Genomic DNA, 22,300 nt, shown 5'->3' on the forward strand with positions numbered 1-22,300 from the left:
GACCCCTACAGGGTCCGCCGCCTTTTTGCAGAAAAATTCGATGGCCAAAACAGTTTGGGAAGATTGTGCGCAAAATATGGCGGTAAGCTGGGGTAGTAATACCAAATCCAGTATGTTTCCATAAAATATCCAAAAAATTACCTGTAATCATTTGTCACTGATTGTAATAGAACATACGTTTTCATTCCAAAAAGCAGGCGATTTTCCCCTGAAAATCCGGTGTTTTTACAGAAAAAATGAGGAACAAACCCTTGCAATTTGGTTACGAAACCTTTATACTGAAACTACTGGTGGAGCAAAATGGAGTGAAGTAGAGTAAAGTGGGGGCCAAGGGGAGGAGATGAACGGTCTTGGGCAGCGTCACTGGCACATATGAGCACAGCATCGACGCCAAGGGCCGTCTGTTCATCCCCGCCAAGCTTCGGGAGGAGCTTGGCGACACATTCTACCTCGCCATGGGTGTGGATACCTGTCTGGCAATCTATCCACAGGAGAGCTGGGACCGGTTCACGGAAAAGTTCGCGTCGCTCCCCGTCAGCAAATCCAAGGACATGCGGTCTCTGTTCGCCAACGCGGTGAAATGCGTGCCGGACAGCCAGGGCCGTATCGTCATTCCTCAGCGTCTACGGACGTACGCCGACCTGGGGAAGGACGTGGTCATCATCGGCGTGCACAACCGGGCTGAGATCTGGAGCGCCGCGCGCTGGAACTCGGAGGAAGAGGAAATGACGCCGGAGAAGATGGCGGCTCTTATGGACTCTCTGGGAATGTAGGAGGCACGACGATGGAATTCATCCACAAGCCGGTCCTCCTCAGAGAGTGCCTGGAGGGGCTGAACATCCGCCCGGAGGGGACCTATCTGGATGGAACGCTGGGTCGCGCGGGCCATTCCCGGGAGATCGCCCGGCGGCTGACGACCGGGCGGCTCATCTGCATCGACCGGGATGCGGCGGCCCTGGACGCCGCCGAAACCAGACTGGCGGACTGCCTGGAACAGGTGACCCTGATCCACGGGAATTTTGGAGACCTGGGCCAACTGCTGGACAGCCGGGGAATTTCCGGCCTGGACGGAATGCTCTTTGACCTGGGGGTGTCCTCCCCCCAGTTGGACGACCCTGAGCGGGGCTTCTCCTATATGCAGGACGCCCCGTTGGATATGCGTATGGACCGGTCGGAGCCTCTTACCGCCGACACGGTGGTGAACCAGTGGTCCCAGGAGGAACTCAAGCGTGTCCTCTGGCAGTACGGGGAGGAGCGCTATGCCCCCCAGATCGCGGCCGCCATCGTCCGGCGGCGGGCGGAACGCCCCATCACCACCACCTTTGAACTGGTGGATGTGATCAAGAGCGCCATGCCGGGACAAGCCCTGCGGGAAAAACAGCACCCGGCCAAACGCTGCTTCCAGGCCATCCGTATCGCAGTGAACGATGAGCTGGGCGCAGTGGACCGGATGCTTCAGGCGGCGGTGCCACGGCTGGCTCCGGGCGGGCGGCTGTGCGTCATCTCCTTCCACTCGCTGGAGGACCGCATCGTGAAAAACGGTCTGGCGGCCTTTGCCAAGGGCTGTACCTGCCCGCCGGATTTTCCGGTGTGTGTCTGCGGGCGAAAGCCCGAGGTGCGGCTGGTGAACAAAAAACCCATCACCTCCACGGAGGAGGAGCTGGATGAAAATCCCCGCGCCCGGAGCGCTAAGCTGCGGGTGGCGGAAAAGCGATAAAAGACCCATTACAAAAGAGATCGGAGTGATACCCCTTGGCGAGTGCAACGGCCAGAAAACGAACCAGATACGCCGAGACCAGAGGCACGTACGGTAACCTGGCCTATGCGGAGCCGGCGGTCCGCCCGCTGGAACGTGGTGGGTCTGAGGTCCTTCGGCCCCAGCCCAAGGTACGTACCAGGGAACGGGCGGCGGTCCGGCCCAAGGTACGGGTCCGGGAGGCGGGGCAGATCTCCGTATTCGCCGTGGTGGGGTTCCTGGCCGTGGGCGTCTTTGCGGTGCTGCTGATGCTCAGCACCGTGCAGCTCACCCGGGTCAGCGACGAGATGATCTCCCTGAAGAGTCAGCTCTCCAACCTTCAGAGCGAGGAAAAGAAGCTAATGGCCCAGTATGAGTTGGCGTATGACCTGAGTACCATCGAGCAGAAGGTCACATCCGACGGCAGCATGGTCAAGCCGCAGAGCAGCCAGATCTATACCCTGGACCTCTCTGAGGAGGACAGCGTGGTGCACTACAGCCGGGAGAACGGGGGAACGGAGACGGTGGACAGCCTGATCTCCAGCCTGAAGAGCCTTCTGGATGGGGCGCTGTCATATTTCCGCTAAAGCGCCGCATATGTTTGTGGAGGACAGAGGCAGAAGCCAAGACAGAATATAGAGAGAATGAGAGGGCGTAAGAAAATGGATATTTTCTTACGCCTCGCTTTTCACCCGGGATGCATGGGAGGCCGGGACCGCGGAGGAACAGGGAACGGGAGCCGGGCTCCCGTTCAGAGCGCATAGGGACATAGGCCCCGGAAGCGGGCGGCCCGGACCGTTGGCATTCCATATCTTTGCAGCAAGGAGATCGGCATGGCGCAGATGGAGCGAAAAAATAAGATTGGCAGCAACAGCGGGGACCGACGCCAGAACCGCACCATTTTGGGACGCACGCTCTTCCTGATGGGAGTGTTCGGCGTGATGGCCTTTGTGCCCCTGCTGTGGAAGCTGTGGCAGATCCAGATCGTGGATCACGAGTTTTATGAGGAACTGGCCATCGACCAGCAGACCCGTGATATGCTGGTGACCGCCCCCCGTGGGACCATTTATGATTCCCAGGGAAATATTTTAGCGGTCTCCACCACGGTGCAGAACGTGGTCATCTCGCCCAAAGACATCCTCAAGGGCCAGTCCACGGCGGCGGAACGGGGGGCATCCAAGCTGGAAAAGGGCGCCGGCCTCACCGATGCGGAGAAGGAAAAGAAAAATCTGGTCGTCACCGACGCCGAGGTGGCGGCGATGAACGGCACCTACAAGGAATTTATCGCCGAGGGCCTGGCGGATATCCTGGGTATGGAGAAAGCAGACGTCCTCAAGCGGATGGAGAACACCGCCTCCCAATACGAGGTCCTCAAGTGGCGGGTGGACGACGACGTATCCCAGGCTGTTCGGGAGTTCAAGGACACCTACGACCTCTATCCCGGCGTCTACCTGCTGCCGGATACCAAGCGGGTGTATCCGTACAGCTCCCTGGCGGCCCAGGTCATCGGTTGGGTCAATGTCAACGACGGTAACCGGGGCGCCTATGGCATCGAGGCCAAGTTCGAGGAAGAGCTGGCGGGCGAGCCGGGCCGCGTGGTCACAGCCAAGAACGCCGCCGGTACGGAGATGCTCTCCAGCTATGAGAACTATATCGACGCGCAGCCGGGGCTCAATCCCCATCTTACCATCGACGCCACCATCCAGAGCTATTGCGAGCGCACGCTGGAGGAGGGCATCAGCTCCTACGAGGTGCGCAAAGGCGGCTTCTGTATCGCCATGAATCCCAAGACCGGGGCTGTGCTGGCCATGGCCTCCACCCCCAATTATGATCTCAACAGTCCCCGCACGGTCACCGATCCGGTGCTCTCTCAGTACCTGGAACAGGTGCAGAACGATCCCAGCACCAGCGAGGAGGCATACAAAGAGGCCCTGCAGGCGGCCCAGTATCAGCAGTGGATCAACCGGGCGGTCACTGATACTTATGAGCCGGGCTCCACCTTCAAGACCGTTGTGGTGGCCGCCGCCCTGGAGGAGGGCGTGGTAAACGAGAACACGCACTTCTACTGTCCCGGGTATAAGATCGTGGCGGACCGGCGCATCAGTTGCTCCAAGCACGAGGGACATGGGGACCAGAACCTGGCCCAGGCCGTTGCCAATTCCTGCAACCCAGCGTTCATTGAGATCGGCCAGGCGCTGGGGGCGGAGAAATTTTACCAGTACCTTCTGGATTTTGGTATCATCGGCAAAACGGGCATCGACATCCAGGGCGAGGCGGACAATACCAATCTGGTGTGGACCCAGGAGTACTTCACCGGCCCTTACGGCGAGGTGTCCCTGGCCACGGCCTCGTTCGGCCAGACCTTCCGCCTGACCCCCATTCAGCTCATCACCGCCGCCTGCGCAGCGGTGAACGGCGGTCATCTGATGCAGCCCTACGTGGTCCAGTCCTTCACCGATCAGGACGGCAATGTGGTGAAGCAGACACAACCCACCGAGATCCGCCAGGTCATCAGCGAGGAGACCTCGGCCAAGGTCCGGCAGATGCTGGAAGGGGTGGTGGACGGCGGCACCGGCAAAAACGCCTATATGGAGGGCTACCGCATCGGCGGAAAGACGGGTACCTCGGAGAAGCGGGATGAGAACACCGGCGACAATATCGTCTCCTTCCTGGGCGTGGCCCCGGCGGACGATCCTCAGGTCGTGATTCTACTGGCATTTGACAGCCCCACGCCTGTGACGCCGGGCTCCAACTATACCTCCCACGGCTTCTATATCAGCGGCGGCAATATGGGCGCCCTCTCCGCCGGACCGCTGATCGCCGACATCCTGGACTATCTGGGCGTGGAAAAGGTGTACAGCGACGCCTCCTATGCCGACGTGGTGGTGCCCCAGACCGTGGGTCTGAGCCAGGCCGACGCACAGTCCCTGCTCCAGTCCAAAGGGCTGGGTTACCGCGTTGTGGGAGACGGGGCCGTGGTCACCGACCAGATCCCCTCTCAGGGTGTCTCCATTCCGGGCAAGAGCGAGGTGGTCCTCTATCTGGGCGCGGAAAAACCCACGGAGCAGGTAGAAGTCCCCGACCTCACCCGCAAGACCCCCGGGGCGGCGGAACAGGCCCTGGAGAAGCTGGGGCTCTATATGCGCGCCTCCGGCGTCACCACATATTCCGACAGCACCATCTCCACCAGCCAGTCCATTGCGGCGGGAACGATGGTGGAGCCCGGCACCGTGGTGGAAGTCCACTTTATGGATACGGCGGTCCAGGATTACGCCGCCAATGGAAATATCGACTCGATCCACTGAGCATGCTCCAACCAACCATCGGGGGTGAATCATGAAGCTGAACCAATTGCTCCGCGGTGTGGCGCTCACCGGCTGCCGCGCGGACCAGGACGTGGAAATCACAGGAGTCAGCTACGACACCCGGACCATGGCCCCGGGCGGCCTGTTTGCGGCGCTGGAGGGCTATAAAACCGACGGACAGCTCTATATCCGGGAGGCGCTGGAAAAAGGGGCGGTGGCGGTGCTCTGCCGCCGCGCGCCGGACTTTGACGGACCCTGGCTGATGGCGGAGGACCCCCGGGCGGCCCTGGCGCTGATCTCTGCGAACTGGTTCGGGCACCCGGCGGAGGCGCTTACCTGTGTGGCTGTGACGGGGACCAATGGCAAGACCACAACGACCTACCTTCTCAAAGCCGCGCTGGAGGGGGCTCTGCACGCCAAGGTGGGGCTCATCGGGACCAATCAGAATATGATCGGGGAGGAGGTGCTTCCGGCCCACCGCACTACCCCGGAATCCTATGAGCTCCAGGAACTGCTGCGCGCCATGGCCGACGCGGGCTGCACCCATGTGGTCATGGAGGCGTCCTCCATCGCCCTGGTCCTCCACCGCACCGGCGGCATCCGGTTTGCGGCGGGTATCTTTACGAACCTGACCCCGGATCATCTGGACTTCCACGGCACCATGGAGGCTTACCGGACGGCCAAGGGTCTGCTTTTTGACCAGACGGATCTGGCCGTCGTCAACCTGGACGATGATGCGGGGCGATACTATGCGGAAAGCGCCCCATGTCCGGTGTTCACCTACTCCGAGCGGAAGGATGAGGCCGATCTGGTGGCCAAGAACATCCGCCTCTTTCCCAGCCATGTGGAGTTTGAGGCCGTGGCGAGGAACACCATCGGCCGCATCTTTCTTCCCATTCCGGGCGGCTTTTCCATCTACAACGCTCTGGGCGTGGTGGCGTGTGCCCTGAACCTGGGCGCAGGACTTCCGGACATCGCCGCCGCCCTGCGCTCGGCAAGGGGGGTGAAAGGGCGGGTAGAGGTGGTCCCCGTTCCGGCGGCCTATACGGTCATCATCGACTATGCCCATACGCCGGATGCCCTGGAGAACATCCTTACCACGGTGCGGGATCTGACGGACCGGCGGGTCATCTGCCTGTTTGGCTGCGGAGGAGACCGGGACAGGAGCAAGCGTCCTGCGATGGGCTCCATTGCCGCGGCCCTTGCCGATATATGTGTCGTCACCTCGGATAACCCCCGCACCGAGGAGCCGGTTGCCATCATCGCAGATATTCTGAAGGGGATGGAGGGGACGGATACGCCCGTCCGTGTAGAGCCGGACCGCCGCGCCGCCATCCGGCTGGCCCTTTCAGAGGCTGGGACCGGAGATGTGGTGGTGCTGGCAGGCAAGGGACATGAGACCTATCAGGAGATCGACGGCGTCCAGTTCCATCTGGACGAGCGGGAGGAAGTCGCCGGGTTTTTTGCCCGGGGCAGACGCGGATAAGAGCGGCGTTCCGATACTTTTCTCTTTCCCTCTGCGCGGTAATATGGTATAATCCCCGTTTGGGAATTTGCCAAGGAGGTTGAATAGATGAGAATACTGATTGCTGCGCTGGTGTCTTTTGCGGTCTCGGCCATTGCCGGAAAGCTCCTGATCCCCATCCTGCGCCGGATGAAGGCGGGACAGTCCATCAAGGAGGACGGCCCCACCTGGCATATGTCCAAACAGGGCACCCCCACCATGGGCGGGCTCATGTTTATTCTGGGCATCCTGGTCGCCATTGTCCTCATCGGCTGGCCGGATATTGCCAGGGGGGACTTCCGCGCCGTTTTTGTCTTTTGCTTCGCGCTGGTGTTCGGTGTCATCGGCTATCTGGATGACTATGAAAAGGTCAAAAAGCATGAGAACACCGGCCTGACCGCCGGCCCCAAGTTCTTGCTTCAGCTGGCGGCGGCCATTGCCTTTACCGCCCTGCTGCGCCACTTCGGTTATCTGGCGCCTCATCTCTATATCCCCTTTGCCAATGTGACGGTGGAGCTGCCGTGGATGCTTTACATGGTCTTTGCGGCCTTCGTCATGGTGGGGACGGTGAATGCCGTGAACATCACCGACGGCGTGGACGGCCTCTCCTCCAGCGTCACCCTGCCGGTAGCGGCCTTTTTCTCCGCCGTGGCCTGGTACTGGAGTATCCCTGACCTGGGGATCTTCGGCGGCGCCCTCTTCGGCGGCCTGTGCGCGTTCCTGCTCTACAACCACTATCCGGCCAAGGTCTTTATGGGCGACACCGGGTCCCTGTTCCTGGGGGGCGCGGTGTGCGGACTGGCCTTTGCATTCGATATGCCCCTCATCCTCATCCTGGTGGGTATCGTCTATATCGCGGAGACCCTCTCGGACATCATCCAGGTGGTCTATTTCAAGGCCACCCATGGAAAGCGTATTTTCCGCATGGCCCCCCTTCACCATCACTTCGAAATGGGGGGGTGGAGCGAGAAAAAGGTGGTGGCGGTGTTCGCACTGGTATCCCTGGCGTTCTGCGCCGTGGCGTTCCTAGGCGTTTTGAACCGCTATCCGGTATGATCCCCACTTCCCTGAAAGGCAGGTAACCTATGGCCCGTAAACTCAAGCGCGATCTCACCGTGGAAGAACAGCTCGCCAGGGGTCCCATGGACCTGCCTTTTCTCATGCTGGTGCTGCTGCTCACAGGCATCGGCCTCATCATGATGTTCTCGGCGTCCTATGCCTACGCCCTCTATACCCGCACCGATCACGATGCCACCTACTACTTCCTGCGCCAGGGCCTTTTCGGCGCGGCGGGGGTGGCGGCCATGTATGTTATGTCCAAGGTCAACTACCAGAGCCTGCGGTGGATGTCCGTCTTCGCGCTGGGGGCCTCCATCGTCCTGCTGATCCTGGTGAAGGTCCCCGGCATCGGTACTACGGCCAACGGTGCCAACCGCTGGATCCGGGCCTTCGGGCCCATCCCCCAGTGGCAGCCCTCGGAGGCCGCCAAGCTGGGCGTCATCCTCTATTTCTCCGCCCGGCTGGCCAAGCGGAACACAGAGAAAAAGAAAAAATTCGACCGTCATCAGCTAAAAGGGCGCGTACTGGATCTTCTCGACCGGATCGGCTTCCTGGAACTGGTGCCCTACGGGGTGGTCCTGGTCGTCATCGCGGGCCTTCTGCTGCTGGAGCCCCATATGTCCGCGACCATCCTCATCCTGGCCATCGGTGCCTCCATCCTCTTTGCCGCCGGGATCCGTCTGGGCTGGTTTGCCGCAGGAGGGGCCATTGCGGCGGTGGGGCTCTTTTTCATCATCAATATGACCCCCTATATGAACGACCGCATCGCCATCTGGCAGAACCCCTGGTCGGATATGCGGGGCGACGGCTACCAGACCATCCAGTCCCTCTACGCCATCGGCTCCGGCGGTCTGTTAGGCGTGGGCCTGGGCAACAGCCGCCAGAAGTTCCTCTACATCCCGGAGCCGCAGAACGATTTCGTATTCTCCATCGTCTGCGAAGAGCTGGGCTATATCGGAGCGGCTCTGGTGCTCATCTTGTTTGCACTGCTTATCATTCGGGGCTACTGGCTGGCCATCCATGCCAGGGACCGGTTCGGGGCCCTGCTCATCGTGGGTGTTACCACACAGGTGGCGGTCCAGGTGTTTTTGAACATCGGCGTGGTTACCAATCTCTTTCCCGTCACCGGCATCTCTCTGCCGTTTTTCAGTTACGGGGGCACGGCCCTGCTGATCCAGCTGCTGGAGATGGGCATCGTGCTGAGCGTGTCAAGACAAATCCCGGCCCCCAAGGCCGGTTAGAGAAGGTGTTCCCTTGAAGATACTCTTTACCTGCGGCGGTACCGCGGGGCATATCAATCCGGCCATCGCGCTGGCCCGGCTCTTCCAGTTCCGGCATCAGGGCTGCCAGGTTCTCTTCGCCGGAGCGGACAACGGGATGGAGCGGACGCTGGTGCCCCATGAGGGCTATGAGCTGCGCACCGTCCACGTGAACACCATCCACCGGGCCTGGAAATGGAAGGACATCAAGCACAATGTCATGACCGTGGTTACGCTGCCCCAGGCGAGGCGGCAGGCCAGGGCCATTCTGGATGAATTCCGGCCCGACCTGGTGGTGGGCACCGGCGGCTACGCCTCCTATCCCGTGGTCAAGGAGGCGGCGCGGCGGGGTATCCCCACCGCCGTCCACGAGTCCAACGCAGTTCCCGGCCTCACCACCAAGATGCTCTCCAAGGTGGTGGACCGGGTCATGGTGGGCTTTGAGGACTCCAGGCAGCACTATCCCCATCCGGAACGGGTGGTGGTCACCGGCACGCCGGTGCGGCGGGACTTCTTCAACGATACCCGCAGGGAGGCCCGCCAAAAGCTGGGCCTTGCCGATGGAAAGCCCATGGTGCTCTCCTATTGGGGGTCCCTGGGGGCCGACGTGATGAACCGCTATATGGCGGATTTCATCGCGGAGGAGGTTGGAGAGGGCTGTCCAATTCACCATCTCCACGGCGCGGGCCGGAACTATGCCTGGCTGACCGGTGAGCTGGGGTGCCGGGGCGTGGCGCTGACCAAGGGGGGCGATGTGGAGGTGCGGGAGTATATCTATGATATGCCCCTGGTGATGGCCGCGGCCGACTTGGTGATCTGTCGGGCGGGGGCATCCACCATCTCCGAGCTCACCGCCATCGCCAAGCCCTGTATCCTGGTGCCTTCCCCGAATGTGACCAACAATCACCAGGAAAAGAACGCCAGAGTGCTGGAGCAGCACGGGGCCGCAGTGGTTCTGCTGGAACCGGAAATCGACGGAAAGCGGCTCTATGGAACAGCGAAGGAGCTGCTGGCAGACCGGGACCGACTGACGGCTATGTCCAAAAGTCTCACCGAGCTCTCCGTTACCGACGCCTCGGAGGAGATCTACCAGACGCTGATAGCACTTCTGAAGTAGGCCGGGCACTGTCACATACCCGTCTTTCCGCATAGTATGGCCTGAAACCATGAAATGCGGAGGATGGACCTATATGAGTGCTTATCTGGTGGAAGGCGGCAGACCGCTGCGTGGAACGGCCAGAGTCCACGGGGCCAAGAACAGCGTGCTGCCGATCCTGGCGGCGACGATTCTGTGCAGAGGGGTGAGCGTGGTCCACAACTGCCCCGATCTCTCAGACGTCCGCGCCTCCATTTCGATCCTGGAGCATCTGGGATGCAAGGTGTCGCGGACCGGGGACACCATTACTGTGGACGCCTCGGAGCTGACCCAAAACGATGTGCCCGACGCCCTGATGCGGGAGATGCGGTCCTCCGTCATCTTCCTGGGGGCGATCCTGGCCCGTACCGGCTCCGCGGCGCTGAGCATGCCGGGGGGGTGTGAGCTGGGCCCCAGGCCCATCGACCTGCACTTGGCCGCCATCCGGGCCCTAGGGGCGGAGATCCGGGAGGAGGGAGGCGCCCTCTTGTGCGCCCTACCCGGCGGGCATATGGCGGGCTGTGAGATCAATCTCTCCATCCCCAGCGTGGGGGCCACGGAAAACGCCATGCTGGCGGCCTGTGGGGCGGAGGGGACCACAGTGATCTCCAATGCCGCCCGGGAGCCGGAGATCGTGGATCTGCAGGCATTCCTGCTGGCTCTGGGGGCCGAGGTGCGGGGCGCGGGCTCCTCTGTGGTCACAGTCCGGGGTGGAAACGTGCTCCACGGCGGAGAGCATACCGTTATGCCGGACCGTATCGTCGCGGCCACACTGCTCTCGGCGGTGGCTTCCGCCGGCGGAGAGGCGGAGATCCTGGGCACCGATTATCGGCAGCTATCTACGGTCACCGCCGTGCTGGCGGAGGCGGGCTGCCGGATCCGTAGCGGGGCCGATTACATCACCATCCGCCGGGATGGTCTGCTCAAGGGCGTGCGCCCCATTCGCACGGCGCCCTACCCCGGCTTTCCCACCGACGCGCAGCCCCCGGTCATGGCCGCTCTGACCAGGAGCGAGGGGACCACCGTCATTGTGGAGAATATGTTCGAAAGCCGCTACCGGCATGTGGATGAGCTCTGCCGCATGGGGGCGGATATCCGGGTGGAGGGCCGTGTGGCGGTGATCTGCGGCGTAGACCGTCTCCGCGGCACCGGACTGAAGGCCGCCGATCTGCGGGGCGGGGCCGCCCTGGTGGTGGCGGCCCTAGGAGCCGAGGGGCGGAGCGAGATCACCGGCCTGACCCACATTGACCGGGGGTATTACGGCCTGGACGAGACCCTGCGGGGGCTGGGGGCCGGAATCACAAGAGCATAGAAGCGGACGGGCCGCCGGGAACGGCGGCCCCGCCGCCTGCTTATGGATTTGTAAGCATTTCTTAACGATTTTCTCACTTTTTTGTGCTATACTATCCCAACTGTGAGGAAAAAATGACACGCGGAGGCGGACCCATGGCTGCAAGGCGCTCCAACAAGAGAAAAAGGCGCAACCGGGGACGTTTCGGCATCCTCTACCAGTTTTTGTCGCTGGTCATCATACTGGTTGTGATCGCTGCGGGCTGCGTGGTTTTTTTCCGGGTGGATGAGGTCACCGTGGACGGTGAGAGCAAATATACCGCGGAGGAGATCATAGCCGCCTCCGGTATTGAACAGGGGGACAACCTCTTCCTCATCAGCCCGGTGCAGACCGGGAGAAAGATTGCCTCTGTGCTCCCCTATGTAGATAACGTCAACGTCCGCCGGGCGCTGCCGGACGGGGTGGTCATCACGGTGACAGAGTGTATGCCGGCCGCCGTGATCCAGGGGAATGGGAGCTGGTGGATCATCGACGCCAAGGGAAAGGTCCTGGAGCAGACGGCTTCCGGGACCGGGGCCGCTGTGGTCAGCGGTCTTACCGCCCTTCTGCCCGTCGAGGGGACCCGGCTGGCCGTGGAGGATGCCGACAGCGCCAAACTGAACAGCTTGCTCCAGCTCCTGCGGGCGTTCAGCGACCGGGGGATGGCGGAGAAGGTCTCCTCCATCGACCTCACTTCCACCGCAAATATCATCCTGGAGTACGACGGGCGCTTTACAGTGAAGATCCCGATGAATCCGGAGAACTTTGCCCTGAAAGTGCGGGCGTTGGACGAGACGGTGGCACAGCTCCAGACCAATGAGAGCGGTTCCATCGACCTGACTCGGGAGGATAAGGTCTATTTCGACCAGACGGGAGGCGGAAAATGACGGGGAAAGTTGCTTGAAATGTCTCCCAGCCTATTGACCTCACAGGAAAAGAGCGATACAATACATTATATTGATATTCTTGTGACTTTCGTTACTATAATTAGTCATTTACATAGGAGGAACAGGCATGGCTTTTGGACTGGATACAGGGCCTGAGAGCGTCGTCACCATCAAGGTCATCGGCGTGGGCGGCGGCGGCAGCAACGTGGTCAACCGCATGGTGCGCTCCGGCGTGCAGGGTGTGGATTTTATCGCGGTGAATACGGACAAGCAGGCGCTGGCCACGTCCAGCGCTACCTATAAGATCCAGATCGGGGAGAAGCTGACGGGCGGTCAGGGCGCCGGCTCCAATCCGGATGTGGGACGCAAATCCGCGGAGGAGAGCCGGGGGCAGATCGCCAAGGCTCTGGAGGATGCGGATATGGTGTTCATCACCGCCGGCATGGGCGGTGGCACCGGCACGGGCGCGGCCCCCATCGTGGCTGATATCGCGAAGGAGGCAGGGCTCCTTACCGTGGGTGTGGTGACCAAGCCCTTTTCCTTTGAAGGCCGTCGTCGGATGCAGCAGGCCGAGGCCGGCATCGAGGAGTTGAGGGGCAAGGTGGATTCCCTGGTCATCATCCCCAATGAACGGCTCAAATTTGCCACCGACCAGAAAATCACCTTCCAGAACGCCTTTGAGATCGCCGATGATGTGCTGCGCCAGGCGGTACAGTCCATTTCCGACCTCATCAAGAATACCGGATTCATCAACCTGGACTTTGCCGATGTGACTGCGGTGATGAAGGACGCGGGCATGGCCCATATGGGTGTGGGCCGGGCCGCGGGCAAAAACAAGGCCGAGGAGGCCGCCAAAATGGCCATTTCCAGCCCCCTGCTGGAGACCTCCATCAATGGCGCCCACGGTGTGCTGGTCAACGTCACCGGTTCCATGGACATCGGTCTGGAGGAGGTGGAGACCGCGGCCAACCTGGTGCAGCAGGCCGCCCATCCCGACGCGCTCATTATTTTTGGCGCCGCTTTTGACGAGGAGCTGGAGGATGAGATCCGCGTTACCGTCATCTCCACAGGCTTCGAGGAGGGAAAAAACGGCGGTATGCCGCAAAACCCCTTCTCCGCAGGCAAAGAGGCCGCCGTGAGCCAGCAGGCCGCCGAGCGTGGGGGCGCGGAGCGCGTGGCGCCTCCGGACCCGCTGGACGAGGACCCCTTCGTGGACATTTTCAAGATTTTCAACAAGGATAAATAACGGCTCCGGCCATAATGTGATACGGATGTTAGAAAGACGGAAGGCCGCCGGCGGAGTTCCTCCGCTGGCGGCTTTTTGCCCTTGCAATCCCAGGACCCGGGGGATATAATAGTAACGTTCTCAAAATACAGAATCGAGCCTAAAAGGAGTGAGACCGTCGTGAGCAGCGACCCTGGAAGTCGAAGTAAATACATAAAGACGGCGCGTTTCACAGGGGAGAGGTATGCCCTGCGGTAGCGCGCCGGAGAGAAAGGCGTGGTACCAATGCTGAGTATTCATAAGACCATCAATGGTCAGATGACCAAGCTGGACAAGGTGGAGGACGGGTGCTGGGTGAACCTCACTTACCCCACTGAGGATGAGATGTCCACCGTTACGGCCCTTTTGGGGATCGACCCGGGTTTCCTGCGGGCGGCCCTGGACGAAGAGGAGACCTCGCGGATCGACACCGAGGATGGGCAGACCCTCATCATCATCGATCTCCCGTCGGTGGAGAAGGGGGAGGCGGTGGTATACTCCACCCTCCCGCTGGGCATCATCGTGGCGGAAAAATGCATCATTACCGTCTGCCTGAAGGAGACTCCTGTGATCCGGGACTTTCAGGACGGATTGGTGAAAAACGCCGAGACCCAGAAAAAGACCAGCTTCATCCTCTACCTGCTGCTGCAGGTGGCGAAGCGGTTCCTCCAGTACCTCAAGCAGATCGATAAGATCTATAACTATATGGAGCGCCAGCTCTATAAGTCCCAGCGGAACAAGGAGCTCATCCAACTGCTGGATCTGGAGAAGTCTCTGGTCTACTTTAACACCTCCCTGAAGGCCAACGAGGTCACCCTGGAAAAAATTCTGCGCGGACGCATCATTACCCTCTACGAGGAGGACCACGATCTCCTGGAGGATGTGCTCATTGAGGTGCGGCAGGCCATTGAGATGGCGAATATCTACTCCTCCATCATCTCAGGTATGATGGATGCGTTTGCCTCCGTGATTTCCAATAACCTGAACGTCATCATGAAGGTGCTGACCTCTCTCACTATCCTGCTGACCCTGCCCAACATCATTTTCGGCTTCTATGGAATGAACGTGGCCAACCTGCCCCTGGACCATTTCTGGTGGTTCCCGCTGGTCATTGCGGGTGTGGCCATCGTGGTGGTGGGCATCGTGCTGAAGATGAAGGATCTATTCTGACAGAACAAAGAGAGCCCCTGCTTCCTGGCTGGAAGCAGGGGCTCTTTCCATATCGCGGCGCGTATGTCGCCCGGCGGCGCTATTCGTGCCGGGTGGAGCCGGCAAATTCATCCTCCGTGGAGAGAGGCTCGTCGGTCCTGGGGACAGTCAGGGTCTGTTTGTCGTCCAGACCGGGGATGAAGAGGTATTTCCGAATGATGAAGAGCACGGCGATGGAGATGACCATGATCAGATTTTCCATGGGGGTGGTATGCTCGATGACCATCTGCCGGGCAATGGCGAAAAGCAGGACCTCCACAGCCGAACTCATATTGTGGCGGCTGAGCATTTTCAGAAACTCAATGCCGATGACAACGGTGAAGGCGGTAGAGAGAAAGCTGCGCAGGCCCTCCGTGTCGGACGGATGACTGGCCATGACGCCCAACTGGGAGAGAATGGTGCCAAAGGACAATATGATGGCGGCGATGACCAGAAGGCTAACCAGGATCTCCAGAAACTGGGCAATGCGGTAAATGGTGTTGGGGATCTTGATTTTCAGGTAATACATGGCGTTCATAGGGGGGCTCCTCACAGGGTGGGCAGGGCGGCCAACAGGCCGTCTACGTCCGACTTCTCGGTGTTGAAGCAGGTCACGAACCGGATGATGGTATATCCGGGCCCGTCGGCGGGGCACCAGTCCTCGTAGTGACACACGGCATCGATTTGAGGCTTGAGGCTGTCAGGCACGATGGGAAAGACTTGGTTGGTGGGGGAGTCCACCCACAGCTTCCACCCCTTGGCCTTCAGGCCGCTCTGGAGGCGGGCGGCCATGGCGTTGGCGTGGCGGGCCATCTCAAAGTAGAGTCCGTCCTTCAGCAGCGCTTCGAACTGGACCCCCAGCAGCCAGCCCTTGGCCAGGACCGCGCCGAGCTGTTTCTTGATGCGGAAGAAGTCGCCCTGGAGGGCGGGGTTGGAAATGACCAGAGCCTCCCCCATGAGGGCCCCGTTTTTAGTGCCGCCAATGTAGAAGGCATCGGTCAGCCGGGCCAGATCGGCCAATGTGAGGTCGTTGGCCCCGGAGGCCAGAGCGCAGCCCAGACGGGCGCCGTCCAGGAAGAGCAGGAGATCGTGCTCCCGGCAGAATTCCGAAAGAGCGGTGAGTTCCGCTTTGGTGTATACCATGCCGCTTTCCGTGGCGTCGGCGATCTCCACCAGCCGGGGCTTGACCAGGTGTTCGTCCCTGTGCCGCTCCAGGATGGGTTCGATCTGCTCAGGCCGGATCTTGCCATCAGCCCCGGTGCATACCTGGAGGATCTTATGCCCGGTGGCTTCCACCGCGCCGACCTCGTGCCCGTTGATATGGGAGGAGTCGGCCGCCACCACGCCCTCCCAGGGGCGCAGGAAGGCGGCGATGGCAGTAAAGTTGGTCTGGGTGCCGCCGATGAGGAACTGGACCTCGGCCTGGGGACACTGGCAGAGATCCCGGATGAGGGCCTTGGCCCGGTCACAGTAAGCGTCGTCACCATAGCCCACGTTTCCCTCCAGGCTGGTCTCGGCCAGAGCGGAGAGGACCTTTGGGTGGGCGCCGAAGGAGTAGTCGTTGCGGAAGAGATACTTCATTTCGTGAGCCTCCATTGTAGTGGTGGAGGCGGGGCACCGGACGGCGTCCCCGCCGCTGCGCCTTAAAATTTAAAGCTGTCCTTCAGACTTACGGAGCGATTGAATACCAGACGTCCGGGGGCGCTGTCCCTGTTGTCCACACAGAAATAGCCCTGCCGCATGAACTGGAAGGACCCGGGAGCCTGGACGTGTTCCAGGCTCCGCTCCACCTTGGCCCCGGTGAGGATTTCCAGGGAGGCGGGATTCAGGCAATCCAGAAAGTTTTTCTCTCCGGCATCGGGGTCTGCGTCGGAAAACAGGTTGTCATAGAGCCGGATCTCGGCGTCCACGGCGGTGGCGGCGTCCACCCAGTGGATGGTGGCCCCCTTTACCTTGCGCCCGTCGGCGGGATCGCCGCCGCGGGAGTCGGGGTCGTACTCACACAGGACCTCCGTCACACGGCCGTCCGCATCCTTGACACAGCCGACACATTTGATGAGGTAGGCCCCCTTCAGCCGGCACTCGGGGCCGCCGGGGAACAGCCGCTTATACTTGGGGACCGGCGTCTCCAGAAAATCCTCCGCCTCGATATAGAGCTCACGGGAGAAGGGGACCTCCCGGGTGCCGTCCTTGGGCCGATTGGGGTTGTTCTCCACCTGAAAGCTCTCGCTTTGTCCCTCCGGATAGTTGGTGATGGTGAGCTTTACCGGGCGGAGCACCGCCATGACCCGCTGTGCGGTCTCGTTGAGGTCCTCCCGGAGACAGTGCTCCAGAAAGGCGAATTCCACGGTGGAGGATGCCTTGCTCACGCCGTTGCGTTCGGAGAAGTTGCGGATAGCGCGGGGGGTATAGCCGCGGCGGCGCAGGCCGCAGAGGGTGGGCATACGGGGATCGTCCCAGCCGGAGACCTTGCCCTCCTCCACCAACTGCCGCAGCTTCCGCTTGGACATGACCGTGTAGTTGATGCCCAGCCGGGCAAACTCGATCTGCCGGGGATGAGAGGGCACCGGGCAGTTGGCGATGACCCAGTCGTAGAGAGGGCGATGATCCTCAAACTCCAGGGAACAGAGGGAGTGGGTGATGCCCTCCAGCGCGTCCTCCAGGGGGTGGGCAAAGTCATACATGGGGTAGATGCACCATTTGTCGCCCTGGCGGTGGTGGTGCATATGGTTGATGCGGTAGAGCACCGGGTCCCGCATGTTGAAGTTGCCACTGCTCAGGTCGATTTTGGCCCGCAGGGTATATTTGCCGTTGGGGAACTCCCCGGCCTTCATCCGGGCGAAGAGGTCCAGGCTCTCCTCCACAGGCCGGTCCCGCCAGGGAGAGCGGGCAGGGGTGTTCACATCGCCCCGATATTCCCGGAACTCCTCAGGAGTCAGGGCGCAGACGTAGGCCAGCCCCTTTTTGATGAGCTCCACGGCATACTCGTACATCTGCTCAAAGTAGTCGGAGGCATAGAAGAAGCGATCCCCCCAGTCATAGCCCAACCAGTGGATGTCCTCCTGGATGGCCTCCACGTACTCCACATCTTCCTTGGTGGGATTGGTGTCGTCCATGCGGAGGTTGCACAGGCCACCGTATTTTTCAGCGGTGCCGAAGTCGATAAAGATGGCCTTGGCATGCCCGATGTGGAGGTAGCCGTTGGGTTCGGGCGGGAAGCGGGTGTGGACGGCCATACCTTGGAACTGCCCGCCCTGTGCGATATCCTCGTCGATAAAATCATGGATGAAGTTCTGCGCCATTACAGGGGGTTCGGCGGCGCCGGGGGTCTTGTGTTCCTCGGTCATGTTTCGTCACTCCTTTATTTTCATGCAAGTCATTATTTTACCCTGTAAAGCAAGAAATTGCAACGCTTTCCTGCAAATATTCCGATAGATTGTGTTCTACTGTGAGGCCGAAATGTAACAGACGGTAATGCAACAACTAATGTACAACCCATAACATTTATTATATAATTTTTCAATGGATAAGCTGCCGGAGCTGCAGCGGGCGCATAGGACGGCAGAGCGCCTTGCCGCCATACCGCGCAGACGATAGAACGAAGGGGGAGAAGCGAGCATGCAGGGGAGTAAATCCTGCCCGCACAAGGAGGGACCCAACCGGGTCAGCACACGGGGATTGATGAAAGCGGCGGGCTTTACATCGGAGGAGATCGCCCAGCCCTTTGTGGGGATCGCCTGTTCCTGGACGGACGCCTTTCCAGGGCACAACCGCCTGAATCAGTTGGCCGAGGACGTGGCCCGGGGCGTCATCGCCCGGGGCGGTACGCCGATGATTTTCCACACCATTGCGATCTGCGACGGATATTGTGGTTCAACGGAGGGCGCGAAGTATTCGCTGCCGAGCAGGGAGGTCATCTGCGACTCCATCGAGTGTGAAGCGGCTGCGCATGGGTTTGACGCGATGGTCTTCGTGGCGGCCTGCGATAAGATTGTGCCCGGCATGCTGATGGCGGCGGCGCGGCTGAATCTGCCGTCCGTCATGGTGACCGGCGGGCCGATGCTGCCTGGACGCGTGCCGGGGGAAGAGGCACTGCAAAATCTCTCCACCATAGCGCAGCACGCGGGACGATTCAGCCGGGGGGAGATCAGCGCCGAACGCCTGATGGAATATGAGGACCACTGTATGCCTGGGTCCGGCTGCTGCGCGGGCATGTACACGGCAAACTCCATGGGGTGCATGGCGGAGGTCCTGGGTCTGGCGCTGCCCGGAAACGGGACGATCCCCGCCGTTTACGCGGAGAGAAACCGCCTGGCCAAAGAGGCCGGAAGGCAGGTGATGGCGCTCTGGGGGCGGCAGATTCTGCCCTCAGACATCCTAACGGAGGCAAGCTTTCAGAATGCGATCACTATGGATCTGTTGATCGGATGCTCGACGAACACTCTGCTGCATCTTCCTGCCATTGCCCATGAGGTCGGGATCCGTATCACGCCGGATGATTTTGAGGAAAAGGGGAGCAAGGTGCCGGTCGTCTGTTCTCTGGCCCCGGGCGGCGCCGACCATATCGTCGATCTCTATGAAGCCGGCGGGGTGCAGGCCCTGATGAAAGAGGGGATAGAGGGCGGACTGCTTGACGGCGGCGTGATGACGGTCACCGGGAAAACGGCTGGAGAGAATACAGCTTCTGCGGTCGTCTGGAACGAAAAGGTCATCCGCCCGCTGGACCGCCCCCGCCTGCCCAACGGGGGGCTGTGTATCCTCAGGGGTAATTTGGCGCCGGAGGGAGCGGTCATCAAAGCTGCGGCCCTCAAGGCCGAGGACAGGAGATTTATGGGTCGGGCCCGGGTATTTGACAGCGAGGCGGCGGGCAGGACGGCTGTCCTGAACGGAGAGATCCACGAGGGGGAGGTCATCGTTATCCGCTACGAAGGGCCCAAGGGGGCGCCCGGCATGCCGGAGATGGCGCGGCTGATCACGCTGATCCAGAGCTCGGGGCTGGGGGAGCGGGTACCGCTGCTCACCGACGGGAGATTTTCCGGAATCACAAGAGGCGGCTGCATCGGGCACATCTGCCCGGAGGCCGCCGCCGGCGGCCCCATCGCGCTGGTAGAGGATGGGGACATCATCGACTATGATATCGATCAGCGCCGGCTCTCCCTACTGGTGGAGGAGGACGTCCTGGAGGAGCGGAGAAAGCGGTGGAGCTGTCCGCCCCCCAAGGTGACGCGCGGCTATCTGGCGCGATATGCCAGGCAGGTTACCTCGGCGGCGGAGGGCGCCGTACTCAGGTGATCGGGCTGCCTTTAAAAAATCTAATCCCAACGGCCTGCCGGAGGGTGGAAAGGTGTGATGATCGCAATGAAAGCGACGGTATATGGACTGAGGGAAGATGAAAGGCCACTGTTTGCAAAAGAGGCGGAGCGGTTTCCGGAGATTGAGCTGGTGCTTACCAAGGAATATGTGACGGAGGACAGCGCCGCCTTGGCGGAGGGGGCGGATGCGATCCTGATCACCGCGCCCTGCACGATCACTCCGGCGCTGGCCCGGCGGCTCCACGGGGCCGGCGTCAGATACATCCTCACCCGCAGCACCGGATTCGGACATATCGACCGGCAGGCCATCCAGAATTATGGGATCCGTGCGGCAAACGTGCCGGCCTACAGTTTGAACGCAGTCCCGGAATTCTGCCTCCTACTGACGTTGAACCTCCTTCGAAATTTTAAAAGAGAGTCGAAGATGCTGGAGAAAAAGGACTTCAGTCTCAGCGGCATCCAGGGAAAGGAGCTTGGGACCATGACGGTGGGCCTGTTTGGAACAGGCCGCCTGGGCACAAGGGAGGCCCAACTGTTCAAAGCCATGGGCTGCCGGGTCCTGGCGTATAATCCCCACCCCAGGGAGGCGGCGAAGCCCTATGTGGAATACGTTACGAAAGAAACGGTGCTCCGGGAGGCCGAGCTGATCGTGCTGCAATGCGCGCTGAACGAGGAGAACCGGCACATGATCAACACAGAGACCATCGCGCAGATGAGGGACGGGGTCTATCTGGTGAATACCGCCAGAGGAGGTCTCATGAATTTTGCAGACGTGCTGGACGGACTCAAGAGCGGCAAGATCGCCGGGCTTGCGACGGATGTCTACGACCACGAGGAGACCTTTGTGAGGAAAAACTGCGCCGGGATGGACCTGGGCGATCCTGTGATGGAGGAGCTCATGGGAATGGAAAATGTGATCCTGACGCCCCATATCGCCTTTTTCACAGAGGCTGCCATTCGGGACATCATCCATACCTCTCTGGAAAACCTCCGGGAATTTGCAAGGACCGGCGGCTGCTCCAACGAGGTGTACCAGGCCAAACAGAGTTGACCGGCAGAGGGTTTGGTCGTAAAATAAAGATGCGGAGATAAAAACACAGGCAGGTTGGTAGTCCGGCCACGGCCCGCCGGGGACCGGTCCCGTCCCCCGGCGGCTGTCAGTAGCCCTCCCTCCCATGGGTCGTCCATTTTCCGCAGATATACTGGTAATGGGAGGACAACTGCATATGGAACAGGGATACGCAAGGATAACCGTCTGCTTTGAGGCGCCTTTCTGGATCGGAGTGCTCGAGCGGGAATGGGGCGGTACGCTGGAGGTCTGCAAGATTGTCTTCGGCGCGGAGCCCAGAGATTACGAGGTCTATGCATTTCTCGTGAGCCACTGGCGGGAGCTGAGATTCAGTCCGCCGGTGACGGGGGTGAGGCGAGCCGAGGCGGCGAATCCCAAGCGGGCCCGGCGGAAGGCGGGGCAGCAGTTCCGTGGTGGAGTCGGGACCAGGGCCCAGCAGGCGATCGCGCTCCAGCGGGAGCAGAACAAACGGAAGCGGCGGGAGGACCGCCGCAGACGGGATGAGGCGGAGGAGGCGCGCAGGTTTCAGCTCCGCCGACAGAAGAAAAAAGAGAAGCACAGGGGCCGGTAGATCCGGCCCCTGCGCTTCAGAAGGGAAGGGAAACATGGAGCAGAGGGAATTTCTTGATTTCATGCACGTGTTGGAGCGTCTCAAATGCAATACCCGCCACTCCTGGACCTCCACGGGCCGCCATGAGACGGTAGCGGCCCACAGTTGGCGGCTGGGCGTGATGGCCCTGCTCCTGCGGGGAGAGTTTCCGGGAGCGGATATGGAACGGGTGCTCCGGATGTGCCTGATCCACGACTTCGGAGAGGCGGTGACAGGGGATATTCCCTCGTTCCAAAAGACGACCTCCGACGAAAAGCGGGAGGAGCGGGCGGTAGCGGACATGCTCGCACCGCTGCCCCAGCCGGCGCGGGGGGAATTGGAGGCGCTTTTTGCCGAGATGGACGCCATGGCCACGCCGGAGGCCAGGATCTACAAGGCGCTGGACAAGTTGGAGGCCGTGCTCCAGCACAATGAGGCGCCGCTGGAGACCTGGACGGAATTGGAGTACGGGCTTAACCTGATCTATGGAGAGGAAAATGCCGCCGAGTTTCCCTGGCTTCGGGCGCTGCGGGAGGAACTGCGGCGGGATACGGAAGAAAAGACGGCGGTGTGGGCCGCCGATTGAACGGGGCTCGCCGCCGGGGTTCGGGGCGCCTGTGGGGAGAGCCGATTGGAAAGAGAGCAGCGGGGTGGGGGGGGCGGC

At 61.0% G+C, this 22,300-nt stretch carries 19 protein-coding genes; 16 read left to right on the forward strand and 3 right to left on the reverse strand.

The window, feature by feature from the left end:
- The first annotated feature begins 350 nt into the window (after positions 1-350).
- The 12 genes from mraZ (at position 351) to ABUA09_RS11210 (ending at position 14,648) form a co-directional block, all read left to right on the forward strand.
- The gene (gene mraZ / locus ABUA09_RS11155) at positions 351-773 is read left to right on the forward strand and encodes a division/cell wall cluster transcriptional repressor MraZ (protein WP_033116228.1); all 423 of its coding nucleotides are present in this window, start codon (positions 351-353) and stop codon (positions 771-773) included.
- An 11-nt stretch (positions 774-784) separates the two neighbouring features.
- On the forward strand, positions 785-1,717 hold the full coding sequence (rsmH, locus tag ABUA09_RS11160) for a 16S rRNA (cytosine(1402)-N(4))-methyltransferase RsmH (RefSeq protein ID WP_208319229.1): 933 nt from the start codon (positions 785-787) through the stop codon (positions 1,715-1,717).
- Between the two features lie 35 nt (positions 1,718-1,752).
- Positions 1,753-2,322 (forward strand): hypothetical protein, encoded by a 570-nt coding sequence (locus ABUA09_RS11165; protein WP_033116226.1) that lies wholly within the window; start codon positions 1,753-1,755, stop codon positions 2,320-2,322.
- A gap of 255 nt (positions 2,323-2,577) precedes the next feature.
- Positions 2,578-5,040 carry a penicillin-binding transpeptidase domain-containing protein gene (locus ABUA09_RS11170; RefSeq protein WP_143433255.1) on the forward strand — a complete coding sequence of 821 codons (2,463 nt, stop codon included), beginning with the start codon at positions 2,578-2,580 and terminating at the stop codon, positions 5,038-5,040.
- 31 nt (positions 5,041-5,071) lie between these two features.
- Positions 5,072-6,526 (forward strand): UDP-N-acetylmuramoyl-L-alanyl-D-glutamate--2,6-diaminopimelate ligase, encoded by a 1,455-nt coding sequence (locus ABUA09_RS11175; RefSeq protein ID WP_208319228.1) that lies wholly within the window; start codon positions 5,072-5,074, stop codon positions 6,524-6,526.
- Between the two features lie 87 nt (positions 6,527-6,613).
- On the forward strand, positions 6,614-7,600 hold the full coding sequence (mraY, locus tag ABUA09_RS11180) for a phospho-N-acetylmuramoyl-pentapeptide-transferase (RefSeq protein ID WP_075703539.1): 987 nt from the start codon (positions 6,614-6,616) through the stop codon (positions 7,598-7,600).
- Between the two features lie 29 nt (positions 7,601-7,629).
- A complete protein-coding gene (gene ftsW, locus ABUA09_RS11185; RefSeq protein WP_227151355.1) occupies positions 7,630-8,844 on the forward strand; it encodes a putative lipid II flippase FtsW in 1,215 nt (404 codons plus the stop codon).
- Positions 8,845-8,857: 13 nt separating this feature from the next.
- Positions 8,858-9,979, forward strand: coding sequence for an undecaprenyldiphospho-muramoylpentapeptide beta-N-acetylglucosaminyltransferase (gene murG / locus ABUA09_RS11190; RefSeq protein WP_195607830.1), 1,122 nt, complete (start codon positions 8,858-8,860; stop codon positions 9,977-9,979).
- Positions 9,980-10,052: 73 nt separating this feature from the next.
- Complete coding sequence (murA, locus tag ABUA09_RS11195; protein ID WP_033116222.1) at positions 10,053-11,309, forward strand: UDP-N-acetylglucosamine 1-carboxyvinyltransferase; 1,257 nt, start codon at positions 10,053-10,055, stop codon at positions 11,307-11,309.
- 134 nt (positions 11,310-11,443) lie between these two features.
- A complete protein-coding gene (locus ABUA09_RS11200) occupies positions 11,444-12,214 on the forward strand; it encodes a cell division protein FtsQ/DivIB (RefSeq protein ID WP_052082337.1) in 771 nt (256 codons plus the stop codon).
- Between the two features lie 127 nt (positions 12,215-12,341).
- On the forward strand, positions 12,342-13,460 hold the full coding sequence (gene ftsZ / locus ABUA09_RS11205) for a cell division protein FtsZ (protein ID WP_033116221.1): 1,119 nt from the start codon (positions 12,342-12,344) through the stop codon (positions 13,458-13,460).
- A gap of 264 nt (positions 13,461-13,724) precedes the next feature.
- On the forward strand, positions 13,725-14,648 hold the full coding sequence (locus tag ABUA09_RS11210; protein ID WP_033116220.1) for a magnesium transporter CorA family protein: 924 nt from the start codon (positions 13,725-13,727) through the stop codon (positions 14,646-14,648).
- 79 nt (positions 14,649-14,727) lie between these two features.
- Here ABUA09_RS11210 and ABUA09_RS11215 read toward each other — a convergent pair whose 3' ends face one another.
- The 3 genes from ABUA09_RS11215 to ABUA09_RS11225 form a co-directional block, all read right to left on the reverse strand.
- Positions 14,728-15,204 (reverse strand): phosphate-starvation-inducible PsiE family protein, encoded by a 477-nt coding sequence (locus ABUA09_RS11215; protein ID WP_075703543.1) that lies wholly within the window; start codon positions 15,202-15,204, stop codon positions 14,728-14,730.
- An 11-nt stretch (positions 15,205-15,215) separates the two neighbouring features.
- Positions 15,216-16,247: a threonine aldolase family protein gene (locus tag ABUA09_RS11220; RefSeq protein ID WP_116721834.1), complete on the reverse strand. Its 1,032-nt coding sequence runs from the start codon at positions 16,245-16,247 to the stop codon at positions 15,216-15,218.
- 62 nt (positions 16,248-16,309) lie between these two features.
- A complete protein-coding gene (locus ABUA09_RS11225; protein ID WP_279203338.1) occupies positions 16,310-18,013 on the reverse strand; it encodes a glutamine--tRNA ligase/YqeY domain fusion protein in 1,704 nt (567 codons plus the stop codon).
- Between the two features lie 271 nt (positions 18,014-18,284).
- On the opposite strand from ABUA09_RS11225, the gene ilvD reads away from it, so the two are divergent.
- From ilvD to ABUA09_RS11245, 4 genes are all read left to right on the forward strand, one after another.
- Positions 18,285-19,958 carry a dihydroxy-acid dehydratase gene (ilvD, locus tag ABUA09_RS11230; protein WP_116721833.1) on the forward strand — a complete coding sequence of 558 codons (1,674 nt, stop codon included), beginning with the start codon at positions 18,285-18,287 and terminating at the stop codon, positions 19,956-19,958.
- 57 nt (positions 19,959-20,015) lie between these two features.
- On the forward strand, positions 20,016-21,029 hold the full coding sequence (locus ABUA09_RS11235; RefSeq protein ID WP_058117318.1) for an NAD(P)-dependent oxidoreductase: 1,014 nt from the start codon (positions 20,016-20,018) through the stop codon (positions 21,027-21,029).
- Positions 21,030-21,204: 175 nt separating this feature from the next.
- Entirely contained in the window at positions 21,205-21,618 is a 414-nt protein-coding gene (locus ABUA09_RS11240) for a YjdF family protein (RefSeq protein ID WP_195615122.1), read from the forward strand.
- Positions 21,619-21,652: 34 nt separating this feature from the next.
- Positions 21,653-22,222 carry an HD domain-containing protein gene (locus ABUA09_RS11245; RefSeq protein WP_349949364.1) on the forward strand — a complete coding sequence of 190 codons (570 nt, stop codon included), beginning with the start codon at positions 21,653-21,655 and terminating at the stop codon, positions 22,220-22,222.
- Positions 22,223-22,300 lie beyond the last annotated feature (78 nt).

The organism is Intestinimonas sp. RTP31139st1_F5_RTP31139_211217 (assembly GCF_040226735.1).
Classification (GTDB): domain Bacteria; phylum Bacillota; class Clostridia; order Oscillospirales; family Oscillospiraceae; genus Intestinimonas; species Intestinimonas butyriciproducens.